The organism is Sphingobium sp. TomTYG75 (assembly GCF_054771635.1).
The window spans coordinates 1-22,993 of the sequence record NZ_BSRE01000001.1; the positions used below are offsets into that span (position 1 = coordinate 1).

The window sequence follows — 22,993 nt, forward strand, 5'->3', positions numbered from 1 at the left end:
GTTCTATCGCCTCAACGTCGTGCCCCTGATCATCCCTTCCTTGTCGGAACGGCGAGATGACATACCACCGCTGGTTGAGCATTATCTCGCACGTTTCGCGGCCGAACGGCGGGTGCCATCGCCGGAGATCGCCAGCGATGCCATGGCCGCGCTTCAGGCGAACGAATGGCCCGGCAACGTCCGCCAGCTGCGCAACGTCATCGAACGAACGATGATCCTTGCTCCGGGCGAGCGGATTGGCCGGATCGAGCTCGACATGCTGCCTAGCGAACTTTCGAGCAATGGCGCGGGTGAAGGGATGGGTCAGTCCGCGATCATGGGGGCGCCGTTGCGGGAGGCGCGGGAAAGTTTTGAACGTGAATATCTGCGCATTCAGATCAGGCGATTTTCCGGCAACATATCCCGAACGGCCACATTCATCGGCATGGAACGGTCTGCGTTGCACCGCAAGCTCAAGCTGCTTGGGATCACGGACGGCAAAGACAATTGATGCAAGGAGATGAGCCATAGCCCATCTGGGGCATGGACGCCCCTTCGCAATTGCGGTAGCTTTCTGATTGCCCCCGGTGAGCGGGGGCGGGCAAGACACCCTGCCCAGGGGTGCAAGAGCGGGTAACGTCCCGCCAATAAGGTGAAGACCATGGCAGAAAAACTCAATAATCTTCAGGACATATTCCTGAACAACCTGCGCAAGAGCAAGACGCCCGTGACCATGTTCCTGGTAAAGGGCGTGAAGTTGCAGGGGATCATCACCTGGTTTGATAACTTTTCGGTTCTGTTGCGGCGCGACGGGCAATCGCAGCTTGTCTACAAGCACGCGATTTCCACGGTGATGCCCGCTCAGTCGATGGACCTGACCGACCTTCGCAAGGCGAGCGACGGCAATTCAAAGCCCAAGCTGCTTCAGGAAATATTCCTGAGCGCCGTTCGCAAGTCCGGTAGCCCGGTCACCATGTTTCTGGTCAACGGCGTGATGTTGCAGGGCGAGATCGCTGCTTTCGATCTTTTCTGCATGCTGCTGGAGCGCGACGGCATGGTGCAGCTTGTCTACAAGCATGCCATCTCCACTGTCCAACCTCTCCATGCGCTCGACCTGAGTGGCGAAGGCGAGGGCGAGGATTGATCAATCTATTTCGGTACGACCCGCCTTCTGATGAGGCGGGTCGGCGCTTGATGCGTTAGCCGCTCATGGCCGTCTTCAACAGGGACTCTGCCGACGAAGTATCGCGCGGCGCGCGTGCCGTAGTCGTGCGCGCTGAAACTCATGGGGTGGAACGGCGCGACAGTGATGCCCGGCTGGAGGAGGCGAAAGGCCTCGCTCTGGCTATCGGCATTGATGTGCGCGCCGCGCAGGCGTTTCGTGTGCGGGATCGGAAGCCCGCAACGCTGTTCGGAAGTGGCCAGGTCGATCAGATCGCGACGCTTGCGCGGATGGAAGATGCCGAACTGGTCATTGTCGACAACGCGTTGAGCCCGGTTCAGCAGAGCAATCTTGAAAAGGCGACCGAAGCCAAGGTGATCGACCGAACCGGGTTGATCCTGGAAATCTTCGGCGAACGCGCGGCCACCAATGAAGGACGGCTTCAAGTCGAACTGGCCCATCTTGATTATCAGGCGGGCAGGCTGGTGCGCAGTTGGACCCACCTGGAACGGCAGCGTGGCGGCTTTGGGTTCCTGGGTGGTCCTGGTGAAACGCAGATTGAGGCTGACCGGCGGATGATCCGGGATCGCATGGCAAAGATCAGGCGTGAACTTGACCAGGTGACCCGTACCCGCAGCTTGCATCGGGCGCGGCGGCAGCGGGCTCCCTGGCCCGTGATCGCGCTCGTCGGCTATACCAATGCTGGCAAGTCCACGCTTTTCAACCGGATGACGGGCGCCGATGTCATGGCGGAAGATTTGCTGTTCGCCACGCTGGACCCTACCATGCGCCAGATCGCCTTACCGGGATTGGACAAGGCGATATTGTCGGACACCGTCGGTTTTGTCTCGGACCTTCCTACACAGTTGATCGCAGCGTTTCGCGCCACGCTGGAAGAAGTTCTGTCAGCTGACCTCATCATACATGTCCGCGACATCGCCCATCCTGATAGCGAGGCACAGCGCGATGATGTGCTGGATGTGCTGAGTGAGCTTGGTGTGGCGGGAGAGGGTGCTGGAGCGGGGGACGACGTCCCCCCGATTATCGAGGCGTGGAACAAACTTGATCTGCTGGGTGAGGAAGAAGCTGCGCAACTTCGGGAAATCGCGGAGCGGCGCGGAGATGTCGTGATCCTTTCCGCCCTGACCGGAGATGGCGTGGATGATCTGCAACGATGCATAAGCGCCAGACTGACTGCTGGGGCGCAAATCCATCAACTTCGAGTGCCGTTGGCAGATGGCGCTGCCGTTGCCTGGCTTCACGAGCATGGTGAAGTGATAGCTAGCGAAACGGTGGACAGCGACCTCGTCGTTAAAGTTCGGCTGTCTGACTCTGCGCTTGCCCGGTTCACCAAGCGCGCGAGCTCTTGATCGGTTATCGGCGGGCCAATTCGCATTTGGCTTGCTGCCAAAGAGCTTCCTTTCCATCGAGGTCCAAGCTCTGGAAGTGTGATCCTGCGGCCTGTTCCATGACGCGGAAGCGGGCTTCGAATTTCGCGTTTGCGGCCCGTAACGCAGCTTCCGGATCGACCTTCAGGTGTCGGGCCAGGTTGACCACGGCAAATAACAGGTCGCCAACCTCCTCCTGATGTTCTTCGGGTGATGCGGCGTCGTGAACTTCCTGCAATTCCTCCTCGATCTTCGCGACGACTCCTTGGGTGTCGGGCCAGTCGAAACCCGTGCGGGCGGCGCGCTTCTGGAGCTTTTCGGCGCGCAGTAGTGCGGGGAGCGCGTTGGCGACGCCAGCAAGAGCGCTGCTGTCGGGTTCTCTGGCAGCGCGTTCGGCTGCTTTGATCGCTTCCCATTGAGCATGGCCATGTTCGCGTTCGGCACCTTCGCCGAAGATGTGCGGATGGCGGCGGATCATCTTGTCGGTGACGCCGTCGATGACGGCTTGAAGATTGAAGTGCCCGGCTTGTTCGGCCATGCGACTGTGGAAGGCTACCTGTAGAAGGAGGTCGCCGAGTTCGTCGCAGAGCGCGGGCATGTCGTTGCGTTCGATGGCGTCGGCGACTTCATAGGCTTCCTCGATCGTGTAGGGGGCGATGCTGGTGAAATCCTGCTGGATGTCCCAGGGACATCCGGTGTCCGGGTCGCGGAGACGGGCCATGACGTTTGCGAGCGGCATGATGTCGGCGGGGCTCGCTTTGGTGCTGGATGACATGGGGGTCCTGAAATCAAGAAGGAGGTGGCGAGAAGATAGAGTTTTGATTGGGGGAAGGCTATCCCTTCCGGACTGATATGTTCCTGCCATGTAGAGAAGTCCCTATTTCCGCCATATAGAGATGTCACAGGTTGGGTAACAGCAGGGGCTGCGTGGAGCCATCGACACAGCGCAGCGCAGACCCTGCTGATGCGCTGACCTGGGGTTAGTAAACCATGGACCCGCTGCCCTGCAGTGGGCCCGGTCATGTCCTTTGCACGAAAGCGAGCGTGCCGCGTTCACGCAACGCCTCGTCACTGAGCCTGGGACCGCGCTTGAGCTTCGAGCCACCCAGTTTGCGGCGGTCGATCTTGGGCGGCGGTGCCGGTTCGGGGAAGAGATGCATTGGCTGGTCACGGCGGGCAGGGGCATCGTTGTTGCGTTTACGATGATGCGGCATGATCGCCTGCATCTGTCTGGCCAGCAGCAGCGCTGCGTCCAGATGCTTGTTCTCTACAATCGCAGGCTGGTTCACCTGCCGCATCTTGTCGAACTGGCGATAAGGCAGGACATGGCCCTCATGCTCGATCTCCAGTCGGCCGTCGGGATATTCGCAAATCGTCACCCGCTTGCGCGCCAGCTTCCTGGCGAGATCGTTCGGCTCCAGAATGAACATCGCCTTGTTGTAATGCAGCGTCAGCGCCGCCGTCACCGTCCGCTGCTCACGCCAGACCATGATCGAGCGCAGATCATCATGCGGGGCGAGGGGGCGGTGCAGATCGCGGGCATCGAAGGCAGGGCGGGCGAACCGTTCATTGTGCCTGGTCCTATAGCTGTCCAGGAAAGCGTTGGCACCGTCGATCGACGAGATGCCTTCCAGGCGCATCGCTTTGACCAGGCGATCCTGCAAGGTGGCGTTGGCACGCTCCACCCGGCCCTTGGCCTGCGGCGAATTGGCGCAGATGATCTCGATATTCAACGCATCCAGCGCCCGCCCGAAATGCGTCATGCCATCGCCGCGCGCCGCGCTGGCCTTGGCGTTTCGAAAAACACTGTGCTTGTCGGAATAGAAGGCCACCGGCTTGCCGTGCCGTTCGATATACGCGCGCGTCGCCTCCATATAGGCGAACGTGCTCTCGCTCTCGACCATCCTGAGGTGCATCAGTTCGCTCGTCGCGTCGTCGATATAGACGAGCAGGGTGCATTGCGGCCCGCGATCCTCGAACCACCAATGCTTCGAACCATCGATCTGGATCAGTTCACCCCGGCAATCCCGGCGGTAACGTGGCTGATATGGGCGAGGGCGCCGAGCCTGGCGATCCTTCCAGATGCCAGCCTCAATCATGATCTGCCGCAGCTTCTCCCGCGAAATGCGGACATCATGGCGTTCAGCCAGGTACTCAGCGGCCAGCGTGGGACCAAAATCATTATAACACGACCGAACCAACGCGACAATCTGATCGCGAATAGCATCGTCCAAACGCCGGTTACTCGGTCGACCGCGCCGGCGCGAAACGACCCCGGATGAGCCGTCCTCGAGATAACGTGTCAGAAGTCGATGCGCGTGGCGGCGACTGATACCCATAAGCCGCGCTGCTTCAGTGACCGTCATGCGGCCCGAAACCACATGCATCAGCGTCTCAACTCGCGAAAGCTCCTCGGTACTCATCTGCAACACCGCCATGTTCAATACCTCCGAACAGCCGGAGGGCACGGTAGCCCAAGTGAGACATCTCTACTTTGCGCGACTGTGACATTTGAACGTTGCTGCTACATGATATGTTCCTGCCATGTAGAGAAGTCCCTATTTCCGCCATATAGAGATGTCACAGGTTGGGTAACAGCAGGGGCTGCGTGGAGCCATCGACACAGCGCAGCGCAGACCCTGCTGATGCGCTGACCTGGGGTTAGTAAACCATGGACCCGCTGCCCTGCAGTGGGCCCGGTCATGTCCTTTGCACGAAAGCGAGCGTGCCGCGTTCACGCAACGCCTCGTCACTGAGCCTGGGACCGCGCTTGAGCTTCGAGCCACCCAGTTTGCGGCGGTCGATCTTGGGCGGCGGTGCCGGTTCGGGGAAGAGATGCATTGGCTGGTCACGGCGGGCAGGGGCATCGTTGTTGCGTTTACGATGATGCGGCATGATCGCCTGCATCTGTCTGGCCAGCAGCAGCGCTGCGTCCAGATGCTTGTTCTCTACAATCGCAGGCTGGTTCACCTGCCGCATCTTGTCGAACTGGCGATAAGGCAGGACATGGCCCTCATGCTCGATCTCCAGTCGGCCGTCGGGATATTCGCAAATCGTCACCCGCTTGCGCGCCAGCTTCCTGGCGAGATCGTTCGGCTCCAGAATGAACATCGCCTTGTTGTAATGCAGCGTCAGCGCCGCCGTCACCGTCCGCTGCTCACGCCAGACCATGATCGAGCGCAGATCATCATGCGGGGCGAGGGGGCGGTGCAGATCGCGGGCATCGAAGGCAGGGCGGGCGAACCGTTCATTGTGCCTGGTCCTATAGCTGTCCAGGAAAGCGTTGGCACCGTCGATCGACGAGATGCCTTCCAGGCGCATCGCTTTGACCAGGCGATCCTGCAAGGTGGCGTTGGCACGCTCCACCCGGCCCTTGGCCTGCGGCGAATTGGCGCAGATGATCTCGATATTCAACGCATCCAGCGCCCGCCCGAAATGCGTCATGCCATCGCCGCGCGCCGCGCTGGCCTTGGCGTTTCGAAAAACACTGTGCTTGTCGGAATAGAAGGCCACCGGCTTGCCGTGCCGTTCGATATACGCGCGCGTCGCCTCCATATAGGCGAACGTGCTCTCGCTCTCGACCATCCTGAGGTGCATCAGTTCGCTCGTCGCGTCGTCGATATAGACGAGCAGGGTGCATTGCGGCCCGCGATCCTCGAACCACCAATGCTTCGAACCATCGATCTGGATCAGTTCACCCCGGCAATCCCGGCGGTAACGTGGCTGATATGGGCGAGGGCGCCGAGCCTGGCGATCCTTCCAGATGCCAGCCTCAATCATGATCTGCCGCAGCTTCTCCCGCGAAATGCGGACATCATGGCGTTCAGCCAGGTACTCAGCGGCCAGCGTGGGACCAAAATCATTATAACACGACCGAACCAACGCGACAATCTGATCGCGAATAGCATCGTCCAAACGCCGGTTACTCGGTCGACCGCGCCGGCGCGAAACGACCCCGGATGAGCCGTCCTCGAGATAACGTGTCAGAAGTCGATGCGCGTGGCGGCGACTGATACCCATAAGCCGCGCTGCTTCAGTGACCGTCATGCGGCCCGAAACCACATGCATCAGCGTCTCAACTCGCGAAAGCTCCTCGGTACTCATCTGCAACACCGCCATGTTCAATACCTCCGAACAGCCGGAGGGCACGGTAGCCCAAGTGAGACATCTCTACTTTGCGCGACTGTGACATTTGAACGTTGCTGCTACATGATATTTGTACGATAATATATATTATGTTAAATATGATTTGGGATGACCGTTCGTAGCATACCCAGATCAGGCAATTAGTCGCTGTCACCGATAGTCACCTGCCACCGAAACGTGAGCCCCCTCATATCAGGCGATACCGAGAACGCCCCGCATATCAGTCTTCCAGGATTTGGCTGTGGCGGCGGGTGTCGGGCATTTTGATGTAGATGATCAGCGATATGGCGATCATGACGCTTACATAGATGTAAAATGCCTGTTCGATGCCAATCTGCTTGAAATAGAGCGCCACGAATTCGGCCGTGCCGCCAAACAATGTGTTCGCCAAGGCATATGGCAGCGCGACGCCAAGAGCGCGGATATGGGCTGGGAAAAGCTCCGCCTTCACGACGGCGTTGATCGATGTGTAGCCGGTGACGATGATCAGGCCCGCCATCACCAGCAGGCCCGCCACCAGCGGATCACGCGTTACGGCGAGCGTGGCGAATATTGGATAGGTGAACAGCAGGCCCAGCACGCCGAATCCGATCATTAACGGCTTGCGCCCGATCCGGTCGGAGAGCGCGCCAGCGAGCGGTTGCAGAGCCATGAAAAAGAACAAGGTTATCCCATTGATCTGCGACGCTGTTTCCCGGCTGAGGCCCGACGTGTTCACCAGGAATTTCTGCATGTAGATCGAATAGGCATAGAAAGCGATCGTGCCGCCCGCCGTGAGCAGCATCACGGTCAGCGTCTCGCGAGGATGCTTCGTGATGAGCTCAACAAAACCGGATCGCGGCGCTCCTTCGGCTTTCGCTGCATGGAAGCTTTGCGTTTCACTTAGCCCACGGCGGAGCCAGAAGACGATCACGGCGAGAGCGCCGCCAATCAGGAAAGGTATCCGCCACCCCCATGCGTCAAGCTGCGCAGTGGTCAGCACGCCTTGAAGGATGAGCAGCACGCAAATTGCCACAAGCTGCCCGGCGATCAGCGTAACATATTGAAAGCTGGAGAAGAAACCGCGCCGATCACGCCCCGCCATTTCAGACAGATAGGTCGCGCTGGCACCATATTCGCCGCCGATCGAAAGACCCTGCATCAGGCGGGCAAGGACGAGCAGCAGGGGCGCCCCTACCCCGATCACATCATAGCCTGGCGTCACCGCAATGAGCAGCGAACCCGCGCACATGAGAGCCACGGACAGGGTGAGACCGCTCTTGCGTCCATGCCGGTCGGCATAAATGCCCATCAACCAGGCGCCGATCGGCCGCATTAGGAAGCCCACGGCGAATATCCCGGCAGCGCTTAAAAGCTGTGCGGTGCGATCTTCGCTTGGGAAGAAATGCGGCGCGAAATAGAGGGTGAAGGCGGCATAGGCGTACCAGTCATACCATTCCACCAGATTGCCGGTGGATCCGCCGACGATCGCCTTCAGCCTTTCACGCTGGGTCGGTGCGCGCAGCGCCAAGGTTGCCGTCATGGATTGAGCACCATCTCACCATTTTCGACGCCCCAGCTTTTGAGCCGGGACAGCATGTTCATCCCTATGACGTTCACCTCACCAAAAGCGGTTGATATGACGATGGGCAGATCGCTCGACCGGATCGGGCCGATGGCCAAAGTGGAGATGGAGGAACGCTTGGCGTCAATCTGGCCGTTCGCGGTCATCATCGACACGCCCGGTGCGTTCAGGTCAAAATTGAGCCCGGCCGCACGAGCGGAGGGGACGGAAAGGGCCGTTATGCTGGCGCCGCTGTCGATGAGGAAACGGGTGGCGGTGCCGTTGACCGTTCCTTCGACCCAGAAATGGCCATCAGGTGCCATGGGAATGCGAAGTGCCTGACCTTCGGCGCGGGCAGGAGGCGGTGTTGGCGGCGTTTTCTGCGAAACCGGCCCTGCCCCTTCCCCAGCCATTCTGGTTGAGAAAAGTCCGGCTTTCTCACCAATTTTGAACAATCCCAGCAGGGCCGCAAATATGGCGACCCAGACCAGTGCAAGGCGCAGCATGCCAGCCATGGGCATGCGGCGAGCCAGCAAGGCGGAGCCGACGAGAACAAGCGCGAGCACATACCAGATGCTGGAAGCCGCCTGATCCCCATTCATGCCGTTCAGCCCCCATCCCCGGTCAATTCGATGCACATGCCATCATAGCCGGGCTCCACGCCGTCCGGCAGCGTTTTCAACAGGGCCGCATAGTCCATGCTCTGATCCATATGCGTAAGGACGGCGCGGCCGGGACGGACGGCCGAGATGCCATCGAGGGTAAGGGCCAGATGCGGATGAGTCGGATGCGGCTTTTCGCGGAGGGCGTCGACAACCCAGACGTCCAACCCGTCGTAAAGACTGATCATGTCGGCCGTGAGATCATGAAAATCAGTAGCATAGCCTATCGACCTGCCACCCGATGCGAAGCGAAAGCCGGTCGAGTAAATCTCGCCATGGGGTTGGTCTGTACAAGCGATGTCGATGTCACCGATGCGCAGGCCATCGGGCAGCACATGCGGCTCTATGGTCGGATGATAGCCCTGCCGTCCTTCAAAGGCGTAGGCGAAGCGTTCCTTCAGAAGTTTGAGCGTCTGGCGGCGGGCATAGCCCGGCACGGGCGTGCGGCGGTGGTGGTAAAGCTGGCGCACGTCATCGATGCCGTGACAATGATCGGCATGGTCGTGGGTCCAGAGAATGGCGTCGATATGGATGACATCGGCGGCGAGCAGCTGGGCGCGCATGTCTGGCGACGTATCGATCAGGAGGCGCGTGGTGGGGCTTTCCACCAGGATCGAGGCTCGTGTCCGCCGGTTCTTCGGCTCGGTGGGATCACAGCTTCCCCAGTCATTGCCGATCCGGGGGACGCCCGAAGAGGTGCCACAGCCCAGGATGGTGAGCTTAAGGCTCATGCCTTTTGCGCTGCTCCGGTCTTGCTGAACAAGGTGCGGAAGTTCGCGGAGGTTGCGGCGGCCAGTTGCTCCACGCTTTCGCCGCGCAGGTTTGCCAGAAAGCGCGAGGTGTCGGCGACGAATGCCGGTTCGCAGGACTTGCCACGGTGGGGCACGGGCGCGAGGAAAGGTGAGTCCGTTTCAACCAACAGCCGGTCGAGCGGCAGACGGGCTGCGATTTCCTGAAGATCCTTCGCGCTCTTGAAGGTCACGATGCCCGAAATGCTGATATAGAAGCCGAGGTCCAGGGCCGCATCGGCGAAGGCTCCGCTGGAGGTGAAGCAGTGGATGACACCGGGATAGACGCCCTGCCCCATTTCCTCGCGCATGATGGCGAGCGTATCTTCCTCGGCATCGCGGGTGTGGACGATCAGCGGGAGACCCGTCACGCGGGACGCGGCGATATGCGCGCGGAAGCTGTTCTGTTGCCGGGCGCGGTCGCTATGATCGTAATAATAGTCGAGGCCGGTTTCCCCGATGCCGACGACCCGTGGGTGGGCCGCGCGTTCGATCAGCTTGGCCGTGTCGATATGGGGATGCTCGTCCGCCTCGTGGGGATGGATTCCCACGGTGGCGTAGACATCGGGTTGTTGTTCGGCTGTCGCGAGAACCGCATCCCATTCGCTTTCGCGGGTCGCGATGTTGAGCATCAGGTCGATGCCAGCGGAGCGCGCGCGTTCAAGCACATTCTGCTGATGTTCGACCAAGCCTTTGTAATTCAAGTGACAATGGCTGTCGATCAGCATGGATCAGGCGTCCGCTTCTGTGAGTTCAAGGCGCGGGAAGAGTGGCTTGGGCGCGCTGAGGGTGAAGCCCTGTTCCACCAATGTTTGATACCATTGCGAACGGAGACCATGATAATTCCGCGCGCTCGGTGGAACACCAATTTGATCCAGTAATGCATGTGCGCTCGCAGGGATCACAGGTAAGATCGCCACGGCGAGTTCTCCGATAGCAACATAGAGAGTCGCTAGCACGGCCTCCATTCGGGCCGGGTCGGTCTTACGCAGCGCCCATGGCGCCTGTGCGTCGATATAGGCATTGCAAGCGAAGACCGCGCGCATCCAAGATTGGATGCCGTCTGATAAAGCCAAGCTTCTGAATTCGCTCTCCAATGATACGATTTCCCTGCGAACTACGACAAGCAGATCAGTGTCGGCGTCCATTTGGGCATTACCGCCCCAAGGCAAGCGCCCTTCGAGATTCTTGGCGATGAAGCTCAGGGTCCGTTGCGCCAGATTGCCGAAGCTGTTGGCTAGGTCGCTATTCGATCGGGCGACGATCGCCTCTGCGCTATAGCTGCCGTCATTGCCGAAGGTGACTTCGGACAGGAGGAAATAGCGGAGTTGGTCCACGCCGAAACGCTCGGCCAGCTCCATTGGGTCGGCGACATTGCCGACCGACTTGGACATCTTCTCACCCCGGTTGAGGAGGAAGCCGTGGCCGAAGATCTGCTTGGGCAAGGGCAGTTTCGCACTCATCAGGAAGGCTGGCCAGTAAACAGTATGAAAACGCACAATATCTTTGCCGATGATGTGCGTTATGTCGCCGCCTTCTGACCAGTAGCGGGCCATGCGTTGGGCGTCGTCCGGATAGCCGCAGCCCGTCAAATAATTGGTGAGTGCGTCAACCCAGACATACATGACATGGCCGTCACTGCCCGGAACCTTGACGCCCCAGTCGAAGCTGGTGCGCGAGACGCTGAGGTCGGAAAGGCCGCCCTCAACGAAGCGCATGATTTCGTTGCGGCGGCTGTCGGGCTGAATGAAGTCGGGCTGGCTGTTGTAGAGGTCGAGCAGCTTTTGCTGATAGGCGGACAGGCGGAAGAACCAGCTTTCCTCGACCGTCCATTCGACCGGCGTGCCCTGGGGTGAGAGCTTTTCGCCCCCTTCCCCATCGACCAGTTCCTTTTCGTCGTAAAAGGCTTCGTCGCGGACGGAGTACCAACCTTCATAGCGGCCGAGATAGAGGTCGCCATTGGCTTCCATCGCCTGCCAGATGGCTTGGGATGCGCGGTGATGGTCAGGCTCGCTGGTGCGGATGAAACGGTCATAGCTGATGTTCAGCCTGTCGTTCATGTCCTTGAAATAGCCGGACATTTCATCAGCAAGGGCGCGCGGTTCGATGCCGCGCGTCCGGGCGGCCTGATCCATTTTCAGGCCATGTTCGTCGGTGCCGGTCTGGAAGAAGACATCGCAGCCCATCATTCGCTGGAACCGGGCGATCGCGTCGGTGGCGATCACCTCATAGGCGTGGCCGATATGGGGGCGGCCGTTGGGATAGCTGATGGCGGTGGTGATGGTGTAGGGCTGCGACATGCGCCTTCCCTAGCGGCTGTTAAGGCGCGCGCAAAGCCTGCTTTTCAACGCTGATCCGGGGCGAGCGCGGCGACATGGCCCGCGAGTTCGAAAGCGACGGCCGCGGGGTCGAGCGAGAGGATGATGGCGCCGCTGGCGAGTTGGCGCGCGGCTTCCCAGTGGTCCAGCGCTGTGCCGAGCGCCGGGCCGCTGCGCTGGCGGGCGGCGTCGGCGATGAAGGCCGGGACGCGTTCGAGGAAGGCTTCATAGCGAGGGCGCGCGGCTTTGCCGGAGAGCTGCTTTGCGAGGATGAGGCGGTGGCGGTTGCCGGGGTCGCCATTGGCTGCGATCGCGCGGAGCATGCGGTCCAAGTCGGTTACGTCTAGGCCCGCGTAGCGCAGGGCTCGGCCGGGCGCGCCCTCTCCCAGGGCGGCGAGCGCCTCTATGTCTGCGGGGGGTAGGTCGGGCTGCTCTTGGCGCAGGATGGTGCGCATCGCTTCGCCGTCGAGCGTGTCGAAGCGCAGGGTGCGGCAGCGCGAGCGGATGGTGGGCAAGAGGCGGCCGGGCGCGTGGCTGACGAGGAAAAAGAGCATGTCGGTGGGCGGCTCTTCCAGCGTTTTGAGTAACGCGTTGGCGGCGCCGCGTTCGAGGTCGTCGGCGCTGTCGATGACGACGATGCGGCGTTGGGACAGGGACGGGGCGGACTGGACGAGGCGCTGGAGGCCGCGCACCTGATCGACGGAGATGTTGCGGGCGGTGCCGGTTTCTTTTTCCAGGCAGTAGAGTTCGGCGTAGTCGGGATGGGCTTCGGCTTCGATCAGCTTGCGGATGGGGTGATCGGGGGGGACTGACAGGTCTTCCCCGTCGGGCGCGGGGCCTGCTGCTTCGGCGAGGAGGCGAAGGGCCAGGGCGCGGGCGAAGCTCGCCTTGCCGATGCCGCGCGGGCCAGCGAGTATCCAGCCATGATGCATGCGGCCACTGCGGGCGGCGGTGAGCAGCATGTCGGCTTGGGTATCATGGCCTAGGATCGCGGTCATGGCAGCAGGTCGTGGAGCGCCGCGAGGAGCCGCGAGGTTACGGCTTCGGGGTGGCCCGATGCATCGACGGTGCGGATGCGGGCGGGGTCCTGATCGGCGAAGCGGGTGAAGGCGGATGCGACATTGGCGTGGAAGGCTGCGTCGCGGCCTCCGATGCGGTCGGCTGCGTCTCCGTCGCGGGACCAGGCGCGCTGATGGGCCTCGGCTTCGGGGAGGGTCAGGACGAAGGTGCGGTCGGGGAGAAAGTCGGCGCTGCCGATGCGGTGGAGGGTCAGAATGTCGGCGTCGGTGAGTTCGCCCATGCCCTGATAGGCGCGGCTGCTGTCGAGGAAGCGGTCGGACAGCACCCATGCGCCGCGATCCAGCGCGGGGCGGATGGTTTTTTCGATATGATCGGCGCGGGCTGCGGCGAAGAGGAGCGCTTCGGCGCGCGGGCTCCAGCGGTCGGCGGCGCCGGTGAGAAGAAGCGCGCGGATGGCTTCCGCGCCTTCGCTGCCGCCGGGTTCGCGGGTTTCCACGACTTCCAGGCCCTTCGCGCGCAAGGCGGCGGCGAGGGCGCGGAGCTGCGTCGATTTACCGGCGCCCTCCCCGCCCTCCAGAGTGATGAACCGGCCGCGTGTCACCCGAAGAAGGACTTCAGGCCGTTCCAGAGGCGACCGAAGATGCCCGCTTCGGACACTTCTTCGCCCGCCACCAGAGGCAACACCTGCGGCGGGGTGTCGGGGGTGGAGACGATCAGTTCGGCGACCTTCTGCCCCTTGGCGATGGGCGCCTTGATCGGGCCGGTATAGGCGACCTTGACCGAGATGTTGCCCGATGCGGTGCGGGGCAGCGTTACGGCCATGTCCTGCGGCGCGACGAGCGGCACGCTGGTGGCACTGCCCAGTTGAACCTCCGCCGTTTCGACGGTCTGGCCTTTTTTGAAGAGCGGCTGCGCTTTCCATGCCTTGAAGCCCCAGTCCATGAAGCGGACGGATTCCGAAACGCGGCCATTGTAGGTCGGCAGGCCAGCAACAACCATGACGATGCGGCGGCCGTCCTGTTCGGCCGAGCCGGTAAAGCCAAAGCCCGCTTCCTCCGTATGGCCGGTCTTGAGGCCGTCGGCACCGGCAACCTTACCGAGGATCGGGTTGCGGTTCGCTTGCGCAATGTCGGAGCCGCCCATGGTCTTGCCCCAGGTGAAGGCGCGCGTCGCGTAGAAGCGCTTGTAGAGGTCAGGCGTCTCCTCGATCGTCGCCTCGGCGAGACGGGCAAGGTCCTGCGCAGTCACATAGGTGACGCCTTCATCCGGCCAGCCGTTGCTGGTGCCGAAATGGCTGTTCTTGAGGCCGAGACGCTTGGCTTCATCATTCATCTGCGCGACGAAGGCCTGCTCCGTCCCGGCGATCCCTTCGGCCAGCACCACGCAGGCGTCATTGCCGGACAGGGTCACAATGCCGTGGAGGAGATTTTCGACCGACACCTGCTCGCCCGCCGACAGGAACATGGTCGAACCGGCCGCCGGGCCATGCCACTGCTTCCAGGTTTCGGGGCGGACAGTGAATTTCGTGTCCAGCTTCAGGTCGCCCTTCTGGATCAGGCGGAAGGCGACGTGCGCCGTCATCATTTTCGCCATCGACGCTGGCGGGATGCGCGTTTCGCCGCCCTTGTCATACAGCACGGCGCCCGACGACAGATCCTTCATGTAAGCGATGGGCGCCTCACTGGTGTAAGGAGGCGCGGCAGCCGTGAGAGGCTGCGCCAGCAATCCGACGAAGAGGATGGCGGCTAGTGACTTGTTCATGAGGACTGCCTTCGCACTGATGGATTCGGGTGATGAGAATGCCCTGCCCCTGTCATTAGCCATGACAGACACATTCTCAAGAGGGCTGGCGCAACAGGTGACGCGGCAGCGCCCTTATTGCCTGACGGCGTCGGCGAGCAGCCCGACGGACAGGGCGTAGAAATTCGAGCAATTATAATCGAGGATCGCCCGATAATTGCTGGTGAGCAGATAGGCGGTCTTGCCCGGACCATCGGGTTCGAGCAGCGTCGCCAGCACTGTATCCGCTGGCCAACTGCCGCCCGCCGGAACGATGCCCCGGCTGCGCCATTCGGCCATCGTCAGCCAACGGCTGTGGCGGTTGAATACACGGGGACATCGGGCTGGAGAAAGCCGGGCGGTGACGCTCGACCGGTTGAACCCGTCGGGCACCGAGACGGCCACGCCCCAAGGCTGGCCACGCCGCCAGCCTGCGTTGACGAAATAGTTGGCGATCGAGGCCAGCGCGTCGGCTTCGCTGTTCCAGATATCGGCGCGGCCGTCGCCGTCGCCATCCTTGGCCAGACGCAGATAGACGCTGGGAAGGAACTGGGGATAGCCCGTCGCCCCTGCCCAACTGCCGATCAGGCGGCTGCGCGGCACGCCATTGTCCAGCATCTTGAGCGTCGCCAGCAATTCCGGTTCGAACAGGGTGCGGCGGCGGCCTTCATAGGATAGCGTCGCAAGCGAGCGGATCAGGTCGAAGTCGCCGGTATAGGAACCGTAATTGGTTTCATGGCCGTAGATGGCGACCATGATTTCCTCAGGCACGCCGGTTTCTGCCTCTATCCGGGCAAGCCGGGCGCGGTTCGCCTGATAAGCGGTGCGGCCACGGCTGATGCGCGCGGCATCGACATGCTGCCGCCGATAGGGTTCGAAATTGGGAATGGGGGAATAGGCCCCTCCCCCCGGCTGGTTCTGATCCAGTTGGACAACCCGTGGGTTGGGCGTGAGCGTGGGGAAGACGGAATCTAGCGTGGATGGGCGGATGCCCATCGCCTGCGCCTTTGGCCGCAGCGTTTCCAGATAGCTGCGGAAACCCGCGTCCTGAGCCATGTCCTGCGTCATGCCAGGCCCCGCCATCAAGCTGCCCGCCGTGACGACGGCAAGACGCAGTAGAAGCGAGTGAATGGTTGAACGCATTAGAGAATCTCCCTCAGCCCTTTGTGGCACAGCGACAGCAGGAGGCGAAATCCCCCTTGTCGCTTCCGTCCCGACAAGAACGCGCCGAAAGCGGATTTTGGTCATTTTACGCTTGGCATGACGCAAAGCTTCGCTAGGAAGCGAGCGGACGGACAGGTGGCCGAGTGGTTTAAGGCAGCGGTCTTGAAAACCGCCGTGGGTTTACGCTCACCGTGGGTTCGAATCCCACCCTGTCCGCCAACTAAGTTGCCCATTATTTCGATAGCGATATAACCGACGATTATTCATGAATCGTGGGGACTCAGTGGCATACCGGAATAAAACATACATCGCCTTCGACGGCGATACAGACATGCATTATTACCGGCTAATGACGGCATGGTCAGCCCACGACAGCTTCGATTTCGATATCCACAATGCCCACGACCTAAATACGGCCCGCGACTCCAGCCAAGAGGAAAGCATTAAGCGCCAATTGCGTGAGCGTTTCGCAAATTCAAAGCTGTTCCTCGTGCTTATCGGAGAGAATACGCGCTTCCTGACGAAATTCGTGAAATGGGAAATTGAGACAGCAATTCGGTTGGACCTTCCAATTGTTGCCATCAATATAAACGGCAGCAGGCAACAGGATGGATTTTGCCCGCCCTCCCTCAAAAATTCGTTGGCAATTTACGCGCCATTTAATGAAAAAATAATCACTTATGCGATGAATAACTGGCCGAACAGTCACAAAAAGTACTCGGGTGATGGCAAGACGGGACCGTATTACTACAAGGAAGAAATCTACAAGTCACTTGGGCTATAAAATTGAAATACTTCTTCAAGTCGATAGCGACCCTCTCATTCTGGCGGTATGCGCTTCTTTCCAGTGAGGCGCTGGCGAAGATATTCGCTGTGGTCGGCGTTTTATACGCCTTCATGGAAATGCTCGACTTTTTTGGAATCTACACGAAGGATCGATATAGCGCCTATTCTATTATTCCGATGCTGATGCTCGCTATCGTGTATGTGGTCATTACCCGGCGACCGATCACCCGCGTTTCATACAAGGTGCCCGGTAAAGACTACCTAGTCGAAGTGCGGATTGGGGACATTTTTAGTGGGTCGAATGACGTCATTATTAGTACCAATACGACCTTCGACACAAATATGGCGAGCGGCCTAATCGCTACTGATAGCCTTCAAGGTCAAGTTGCAACTCGGTTCTTCCAAGCGAACACGGATGAGATAGATCGCCAACTGAACATTGATCTCGTGAAAGCGAATGGGACGCCTCGCCATGACGCGCCATGCAAGGTAACTGAATATCCGATTGGCACTGTTGCGCGGGTGAAGGCGCATGGGCGCACTTTTTATTTCGTTGCGATGTCGCGGCTTAACGCCCAAGGAACCGCCGGGACCACGCTCCGGGAAGTCGAAGATGCCTTATCGTCACTTTGGGCCTTTATCCTGACTCACGGCGAACTCAAAAATCTGTCGGTCCCACTGATGGGCACCGGCCGTGGACGCACAGGCTATCCCCGCAAAAAGATGGCTGAACGGATTGCCCAATCATTCGCAGATGGATCAAAGGATCGAATCTTTTCCAATCGACTATCGATCGTCATTCGTCCGGAAGATGCAGAGAATTTTGGGGTCAACCTATACCAGATCCGGGATTATCTCGTTCAAGGTTTACACGGCTGAAAGCAATGCGTCCGATGTGCCGGTAGTGGCTATCGGTCTAGGCACGCATGGTCAATCGGCCGAGCGACGTTGGTGATTAGGAACAATATAGCCCCAGCATCGCCAGCTACGATCATGCCCACGGCACACTATTCACACGATACCTGCGTCCTTTGTCGAACCTACTTCGTTCACGCTGTTAAACTCCGTAGCGCGCGTCTGCGGCGGTGGCGAACCTCCGACGCGCAAAAGAGCGATTGCCCTGGCGGCAACCGGAGCGAATGTCGCTTCCCCCTTCTCGTGCAGAGCGAATATCTGCGCGCGCATTCGTGGTTCCCAGAATTTGGCGATGTGATCGGCGACTGCCTGTGCCGCTTTCTCTTCGCCCATGGTCATGAAGTTTCTGGCGATCTGGTTGGCCATATAAAGCAGCCGGTCCTGATTGGACATCATCGAGTGGTCTTCGGTCATGCCGTCATTCCGCTGCGTGGATCATGTCGATGCGCCGACTGTGCCGGGCTTGCGCGTCATAGCTTTTCTGCCAGTCGCTGGGGCCGTTGGATGCGGACACCTGCACCGCCGTCACCTTATATTCCGGGCAATTGGTGGCCCAGTCCGAATAGTCGGTGGTGATGACGTTCGCCTGCGTTTCCGGATGGTGGAAGGTCGTGTAGACAACGCCGGGCGCGACGCGTTCGGTCACCAGCGCTCGCAGGGTGGTCTCCCCTGCCCTGCTACGGAGCGTTACCCAATCACCGTCCTTAAGGCCCCTGTTTTCCGCATCGCTGGGATGGATTTCCAGTCGGTCTTCGGGATGCCAGGCGGCATTGGCGGTGCGGCGGGTCTGCGCGCCGACATTATATTGGCTAAGGATGCGCCCTGTGGTCAGCAGTAGCGGGAAACGTGGGCCGGTCTTTTCATCGGTCGGCACATAGTCGGTGACGACGAACTTGCCCCGGCCCCGAACAAAACCGTCGATATGCATGGTCGGCGTGCCGTGGGGAGTCCGGTCGTTCGCGGGCCATTGCAGCGACCCCTCCGCGTCCAGACGGTCATAATGCACGCCCGCGAACGTCGGGGTGAGCGCGGCGATTTCGTCCATGATCTGCGCCGGGTGGCTGTAGGTCCAGTCCAACCCCATGGCGTTGGCGACCAGTTGCACGATCTCCCAATCTTCATAGCCGTTGAGGGGCGCCATCACCTTGCGCACGCGCTGAATGCGCCGTTCGGCGTTGGTGAAGGTTCCGTCCTTTTCCAAGAAGGTGGAGCCGGGCAGGAAGACATGCGCGTAATTGGCGGTCTCGTTGAGGAAGAGGTCCTGCACCACGACGCACTCCATCGCCGCCAGTCCGGCCGCGACATGATGCGTATTGGGGTCGGACTGGAGAATATCCTCGCCCTGGATGAAAATGCCCTTGAAGGTGCCGTCGGTCGCCGCATCCAGCATGTTGGGGATGCGCAGCCCCGGTTCGGGGTCCAGCGCAACGCCCCAGCTTTGTTCGAACAGCGCTCGCGTGGCGTCGTCGGAAACGTGGCGATAGCCGGAAAATTCGTGCGGGAAGCTGCCCATGTCACAGGCGCCCTGCACATTATTCTGCCCCCGCAGCGGGTTCACGCCCACGCCCTCGCGCCCGACATTGCCGGTTGCCATGGCGAGATTGGCGATTGCCATGACGGTCGAGCTGCCCTGGCTATGTTCCGTCACGCCCAGGCCATAATAGATCGCGCCGTTGCCTCCGGTGGCGTAGAGGCGAGCGGCGGCGCGCACCTCCTGCGCCTTTACTCCTGTCAGCGGTTCGATCGCTTCGGGAGAACGGGCTGGCTGTGACACGAACTCGGCCCATTCGGTAAATTCGTCCCAATCGCAGCGCGCGCGAATGAAGGGTTCATCGTACAGCTTTTCGGTCACGACGACATGAGCGAGAGCCGTCAGCATGGCGACGTTGGTGCCCGGACGCAGCGGCAGATGATGTTCCGCCTCGACATGCGGGGACTTCACCATGTCGATGCGACGCGGGTCGATGACGATCAGCTTGGCGCCCTGCCGCAAGCGCTTCTTCATGCGCGAGGCAAATACCGGATGGCCGTCAGTCGGGTTGGCGCCGATGACGAGGATCACGTCGGACTGCATCACGCTGTCGAAATCCTGCGTCCCGGCAGAGGTGCCGAAGGTCGTGCTGAGCCCATAGCCGGTCGGCGAGTGGCAGACGCGGGCGCAGGTATCGACATTGTTGTTGCCGAAGCCCTGGCGGACAAGCTTCTGGACGAGGAAGGTTTCTTCATTGGTGCAGCGGCTTGACGTGATGCCGCCGATGGAGCGCGTACCATATTTGGCCTGGATGCGGCGGAACTCCGCTGCCGTGTGGGCAATGGCTTCGTCCCACGACACCTCGCGCCAGAGCTGGTCCACGGACGCGCGGATCATGGGGTTGAGTATCCGGTCCTGATGCTGGGCATAGCCCCAGGCGAACCGGCCCTTGACGCAGCTATGGCCGCGATTGGCCTTGCCCTCTTTCCACGGCACCATGCGCACCAGCTCCTCGCCCCGCATTTCCGCGCGGAAGGTGCAGCCGACGCCGCAATAGGCGCAGGTGGTGACGATGGCCCGGTCGGGCGTGCCGACTTCGACCACTTTCTTTTCGATCAGCGACGCGGTGGGACAAGCCTGCACACAAGCGCCGCAGGACACGCATTCGGAGCCGAGGAAATCTTCGCCCTGCGACGCCGAGACTTTCGATCCGAAGCCCTTATCCTCGATAGTCAGCGCGAAGGTGCTCTGCACCTCTTCGCAGGCGCGCACGCAGCGGGAGCAGACTATGCATTTGCTGGGATCGAAGTCGAAATAGGGGTTCGACTGGTCCTTGGCCTGCCCCATATTGGTTGCGCCATCATAGCCATAGCGGACCTCGCGGAGACCCACCGCACCGGCTTGATCCTGCAATTCACAGTCGCCATTGGCCGCGCAGGTCAGGCAGTCGAGTGGATGGTCGGAGATATAAAGCTCCATCACCCCCCGGCGGAGCTGCTTTAGCCGGTCGCTTTGGGTGCGAACCACCATGCCCTCGGCGATGGGCGTGGTGCAGGATGCGGGATAGCCGCTGCGTCCTTCCACCTCGACCAGACATAGGCGACAGGAGCCGAAACTCTCCAGATTGTCGGTGGCGCACAGTTTGGGAATGGAGCAGCCGGTGAGCGAAGCGGCGCGCATGATGCTCGTGCCCTCGGCCATCGTGACGCTTTGGCCGTCAATGGTGAGCGTGACCGGTTTGCCGGTGGAAATGGCTGGCGGGGTGCCATGATCGGCTTCGCGGTTGAAGGTCATTCCGCAGCTTCCTTGGTAGAGGCGGGCGCGCCAAAGTCCTCGGGGAAGTGATCGAGCGCGCTCAGCACCGGATAGGGTGTGAACCCACCCAGCGCGCAGAGCGAGCCGTATTTCATCGTGTCGGCCAGATCGCGCAGCAGTTGCAGATCCTCGTCCACGCCGCGTTGCATGGCGCCGGGCGCTCGTGAATAGAGCGCTTTGTTCAGTCCTGGCGAAATTGATGGATTAGCAGAGGGCGGCCCCTCCGCCCTGCGGGTCAACAGCCGATCCATGATCTCTACCCCTCGTGTCGATCCGATCCGGCACGGCGTGCATTTGCCGCAGCTTTCGACCGAACAGAACTCCATGGCAAAGCGCGCCATATGTGCCATATCGACGCTGTCATCGAAGACGGTGATGCCGGCATGGCCGATCAGCCCGCCAGCTTGCGCAAAGGCTTCATGATCGAACGGCAGATGGAACATCGATGGCGGGAAATAAGCGCCGAGGGGGCCACCCACTTGCACCGCCCGCACGGGGCGACCGCTCGCCGTCCCGCCGCCGATCTGGTTCACCAGTTCCCCCAACGTTATGCCAAAGCCGACCTCATATAGGCCGCCATGCTTTACATTGCCTGCGATCTGCACCGGCATGGTTCCGCGTGAACGACCAAAGCCAACCGCCGCATAGGCATCCGGCCCCTCCGCCAGGATGAAGGGCACCGCAGCCAGCGACAGCACATTGTTGATGACGGTCGGCTGACCAAATAGCCCCTGCAAGGCCGGGAGCGGCGGCTTTGCCCGTACCTGCCCACGTTTGCCCTCGATACTGTCGAGCAGCGCTGTTTCCTCGCCGCATACATAAGCGCCCGCGCCCTCGCGCACCTCCAGCGTGAAGGGCGTGATGAGATGCGCGCTGGCATCGATCGCCGCGCGCATGGTGGCGATGCTGTAGGGATATTCGCTGCGGATGTAGATATAGCCATGGGCCGCGCCGACGGCATGGGCGGCGATCGCCATCCCTTCGATCAGGCAGAAGGGATCGCCCTCCATCAGCATCCGATCCGCGAAGGTGCCGCTGTCACCTTCATCGGCGTTGCAGACGATGAACTTAGGCGCGCCCGGCGCATCCAGCACCGTCTGCCATTTGATCCCGGTCGGGAAACCGGCGCCGCCGCGCCCGCGCAGCCCCGACGCCTTAACCGCATCAACCACTTGCTGGGGGTTCATGGCGCGAGCCTTTTCCAGCCCCTTCCAGCCATTATGGGCCGCATAATCGGTAAGGCTCAGTGGATCGATGATGCCGCATCGTGCGAAGGTAAAGCGCTGCTGACCAGCGAAGAAGGGCAACTCGTCGACCTTGCCCAGTCTGGCGGGATGCGTGCCGTCCAGCACCGCCGCGACGTTCTGCGGTCCGACCGGCCCATAGCCGATGCGGCCCCCGTCAGTCTCCACTTCCACTAGCGGCTCGATGGAAAACAAGCCGCGCGATCCAGTGCGCACCACTTCGCACCCTGCCTGCGTGAAGCCGCGCGCGACTTCGTCGGCGCCGAGCGCGACGGAGGCCATATCTCGGCTGATGAAGACCCGGCTCATGCCGCCATCTCCGCCGCGATCCGCTCCAGGGCTTTGGCATCGACCCCTGCAACCGGTCGGCCGTCCACCAGCGCGTTCGGGCCGATCGCACAAAGGCCCAGGCAATAGACAGGCTCCAGGCTTAGCTGACCATCAGCCCGGGTCTCCCCCATGGCGACGCCCAGAATTTGCGCTGCCTGATGTTCGATCGCCGCGCCGCCGCGTGATTGGCAGCTTTCCGCGCGGCAGAGCTTCACAATGTGGCGGCCGGGCGGAACACGGCGAAAATCATGGTAGAAGGTGATGACGCCATGCACGTCCGCGCGAGTGAGGTTCAACGCCTGCGCAATTATCGGGACCTGCGCATCGTCGATATAGCCCGCCTCGTTCTGCACCGCATGCAGAAGGGGCAGTAACTGGTCGCGCGTGGCGCCATGCCGCGCGGTCCAGCGTTCAATAAATGCTTCCATCCTGCCCTGCCTGCAGCCTTCGATCCGCAGCCATGGTGCCGGGCCACCCGGCTCG

General features: G+C 61.0%; 21 protein-coding genes and 1 tRNA gene. 6 read left to right on the forward strand and 16 right to left on the reverse strand.

Going from position 1 to position 22,993, the window contains the following annotated elements; genetic code table 11:
• The 3 genes from ACYU81_RS00005 to hflX all read left to right on the forward strand — a co-directional run.
• The coding region (locus tag ACYU81_RS00005; protein ID WP_460985806.1) for an AAA-type ATPase lid domain-containing protein at nt 1-490 on the forward strand (490 nt) is incomplete at its 5' end.
• Between the two features lie 141 nt (nt 491-631).
• On the forward strand, nt 632-1,123 hold the full coding sequence (hfq, locus tag ACYU81_RS00010) for an RNA chaperone Hfq (RefSeq protein WP_449472323.1): 492 nt from the start codon (nt 632-634) through the stop codon (nt 1,121-1,123).
• A gap of 65 nt (nt 1,124-1,188) precedes the next feature.
• Entirely contained in the window at nt 1,189-2,511 is a 1,323-nt protein-coding gene (hflX, locus tag ACYU81_RS00015) for a GTPase HflX (RefSeq protein WP_460985807.1), read from the forward strand.
• 4 nt (nt 2,512-2,515) lie between these two features.
• On the opposite strand, the gene mazG is transcribed toward hflX, so the two are convergent.
• The 12 genes from mazG to ACYU81_RS00075 all read right to left on the reverse strand — a co-directional run bounded on the left by mazG (nt 2,516) and on the right by ACYU81_RS00075 (nt 15,928).
• On the reverse strand, nt 2,516-3,304 hold the full coding sequence (gene mazG, locus ACYU81_RS00020; RefSeq protein WP_460985808.1) for a nucleoside triphosphate pyrophosphohydrolase: 789 nt from the start codon (nt 3,302-3,304) through the stop codon (nt 2,516-2,518).
• 244 nt (nt 3,305-3,548) lie between these two features.
• Entirely contained in the window at nt 3,549-4,967 is a 1,419-nt protein-coding gene (locus tag ACYU81_RS00025) for an ISNCY family transposase (protein ID WP_460985809.1), read from the reverse strand.
• 262 nt (nt 4,968-5,229) lie between these two features.
• Nucleotides 5,230-6,648: an ISNCY family transposase gene (locus tag ACYU81_RS00030; protein ID WP_460985809.1), complete on the reverse strand. Its 1,419-nt coding sequence runs from the start codon at nt 6,646-6,648 to the stop codon at nt 5,230-5,232.
• Between the two features lie 247 nt (nt 6,649-6,895).
• Nucleotides 6,896-8,197, reverse strand: coding sequence for an MFS transporter (locus tag ACYU81_RS00035; RefSeq protein ID WP_460985810.1), 1,302 nt, complete (start codon nt 8,195-8,197; stop codon nt 6,896-6,898).
• Complete coding sequence (locus tag ACYU81_RS00040) at nt 8,194-8,820, reverse strand: retropepsin-like aspartic protease family protein (RefSeq protein ID WP_460985811.1); 627 nt, start codon at nt 8,818-8,820, stop codon at nt 8,194-8,196. Before ACYU81_RS00040 ends, ACYU81_RS00035 begins: the two co-directional genes overlap by 4 nt.
• A gap of 5 nt (nt 8,821-8,825) precedes the next feature.
• The gene (locus ACYU81_RS00045) at nt 8,826-9,611 is read right to left on the reverse strand and encodes an MBL fold metallo-hydrolase (RefSeq protein ID WP_460985812.1); all 786 of its coding nucleotides are present in this window, start codon (nt 9,609-9,611) and stop codon (nt 8,826-8,828) included.
• Nucleotides 9,608-10,396: a TatD family hydrolase gene (locus tag ACYU81_RS00050; RefSeq protein ID WP_460985813.1), complete on the reverse strand. Its 789-nt coding sequence runs from the start codon at nt 10,394-10,396 to the stop codon at nt 9,608-9,610. The genes ACYU81_RS00045 and ACYU81_RS00050 overlap by 4 nt, the downstream gene beginning before the upstream one ends.
• Before the next feature lie 3 nt (nt 10,397-10,399).
• Nucleotides 10,400-11,968: a methionine--tRNA ligase gene (gene metG / locus ACYU81_RS00055; RefSeq protein WP_460985814.1), complete on the reverse strand. Its 1,569-nt coding sequence runs from the start codon at nt 11,966-11,968 to the stop codon at nt 10,400-10,402.
• 44 nt (nt 11,969-12,012) lie between these two features.
• Entirely contained in the window at nt 12,013-12,984 is a 972-nt protein-coding gene (locus tag ACYU81_RS00060; protein ID WP_460985815.1) for an AAA family ATPase, read from the reverse strand.
• Nucleotides 12,981-13,607 carry a dTMP kinase gene (gene tmk / locus ACYU81_RS00065; protein ID WP_460985816.1) on the reverse strand — a complete coding sequence of 209 codons (627 nt, stop codon included), beginning with the start codon at nt 13,605-13,607 and terminating at the stop codon, nt 12,981-12,983. Before tmk ends, ACYU81_RS00060 begins: the two co-directional genes overlap by 4 nt.
• Nucleotides 13,604-14,767: a D-alanyl-D-alanine carboxypeptidase family protein gene (locus tag ACYU81_RS00070; RefSeq protein WP_460985817.1), complete on the reverse strand. Its 1,164-nt coding sequence runs from the start codon at nt 14,765-14,767 to the stop codon at nt 13,604-13,606. Before ACYU81_RS00070 ends, tmk begins: the two co-directional genes overlap by 4 nt.
• 114 nt (nt 14,768-14,881) lie before the next feature.
• Nucleotides 14,882-15,928, reverse strand: a complete 1,047-nt coding sequence (locus ACYU81_RS00075; protein WP_460985818.1) for a lytic murein transglycosylase — start codon at nt 15,926-15,928, stop codon at nt 14,882-14,884.
• A 150-nt stretch (nt 15,929-16,078) separates the two neighbouring features.
• Between ACYU81_RS00075 and ACYU81_RS00080 the strand changes: the two genes are divergently transcribed.
• The 3 genes from ACYU81_RS00080 to ACYU81_RS00090 all read left to right on the forward strand — a co-directional run bounded on the left by ACYU81_RS00080 (nt 16,079) and on the right by ACYU81_RS00090 (nt 17,614).
• A tRNA-Ser gene (locus ACYU81_RS00080) sits at nt 16,079-16,168 on the forward strand.
• 64 nt (nt 16,169-16,232) lie between these two features.
• Entirely contained in the window at nt 16,233-16,733 is a 501-nt protein-coding gene (locus tag ACYU81_RS00085) for a TIR domain-containing protein (RefSeq protein ID WP_460985819.1), read from the forward strand.
• 2 nt (nt 16,734-16,735) lie between these two features.
• Nucleotides 16,736-17,614, forward strand: a complete 879-nt coding sequence (locus ACYU81_RS00090; protein WP_460985820.1) for a macro domain-containing protein — start codon at nt 16,736-16,738, stop codon at nt 17,612-17,614.
• 132 nt (nt 17,615-17,746) lie between these two features.
• On the opposite strand, the gene ACYU81_RS00095 is transcribed toward ACYU81_RS00090, so the two are convergent.
• Genes ACYU81_RS00095 through ACYU81_RS00110 form a run of 4 tightly spaced genes read right to left on the reverse strand, consistent with a single transcriptional unit; the run spans nt 17,747 to nt 22,938 of the window.
• The gene (locus ACYU81_RS00095; RefSeq protein WP_460985821.1) at nt 17,747-18,064 is read right to left on the reverse strand and encodes a formate dehydrogenase subunit delta; all 318 of its coding nucleotides are present in this window, start codon (nt 18,062-18,064) and stop codon (nt 17,747-17,749) included.
• A gap of 4 nt (nt 18,065-18,068) precedes the next feature.
• The gene (fdhF, locus tag ACYU81_RS00100) at nt 18,069-20,915 is read right to left on the reverse strand and encodes a formate dehydrogenase subunit alpha (protein WP_460985822.1); all 2,847 of its coding nucleotides are present in this window, start codon (nt 20,913-20,915) and stop codon (nt 18,069-18,071) included.
• Entirely contained in the window at nt 20,912-22,489 is a 1,578-nt protein-coding gene (locus ACYU81_RS00105; protein ID WP_460985823.1) for a formate dehydrogenase beta subunit, read from the reverse strand. The genes fdhF and ACYU81_RS00105 overlap by 4 nt, the downstream gene beginning before the upstream one ends.
• Complete coding sequence (locus tag ACYU81_RS00110) at nt 22,486-22,938, reverse strand: NAD(P)H-dependent oxidoreductase subunit E (protein ID WP_460985824.1); 453 nt, start codon at nt 22,936-22,938, stop codon at nt 22,486-22,488. The genes ACYU81_RS00105 and ACYU81_RS00110 overlap by 4 nt, the downstream gene beginning before the upstream one ends.
• Nucleotides 22,939-22,993: the final 55 nt, after the last annotated feature.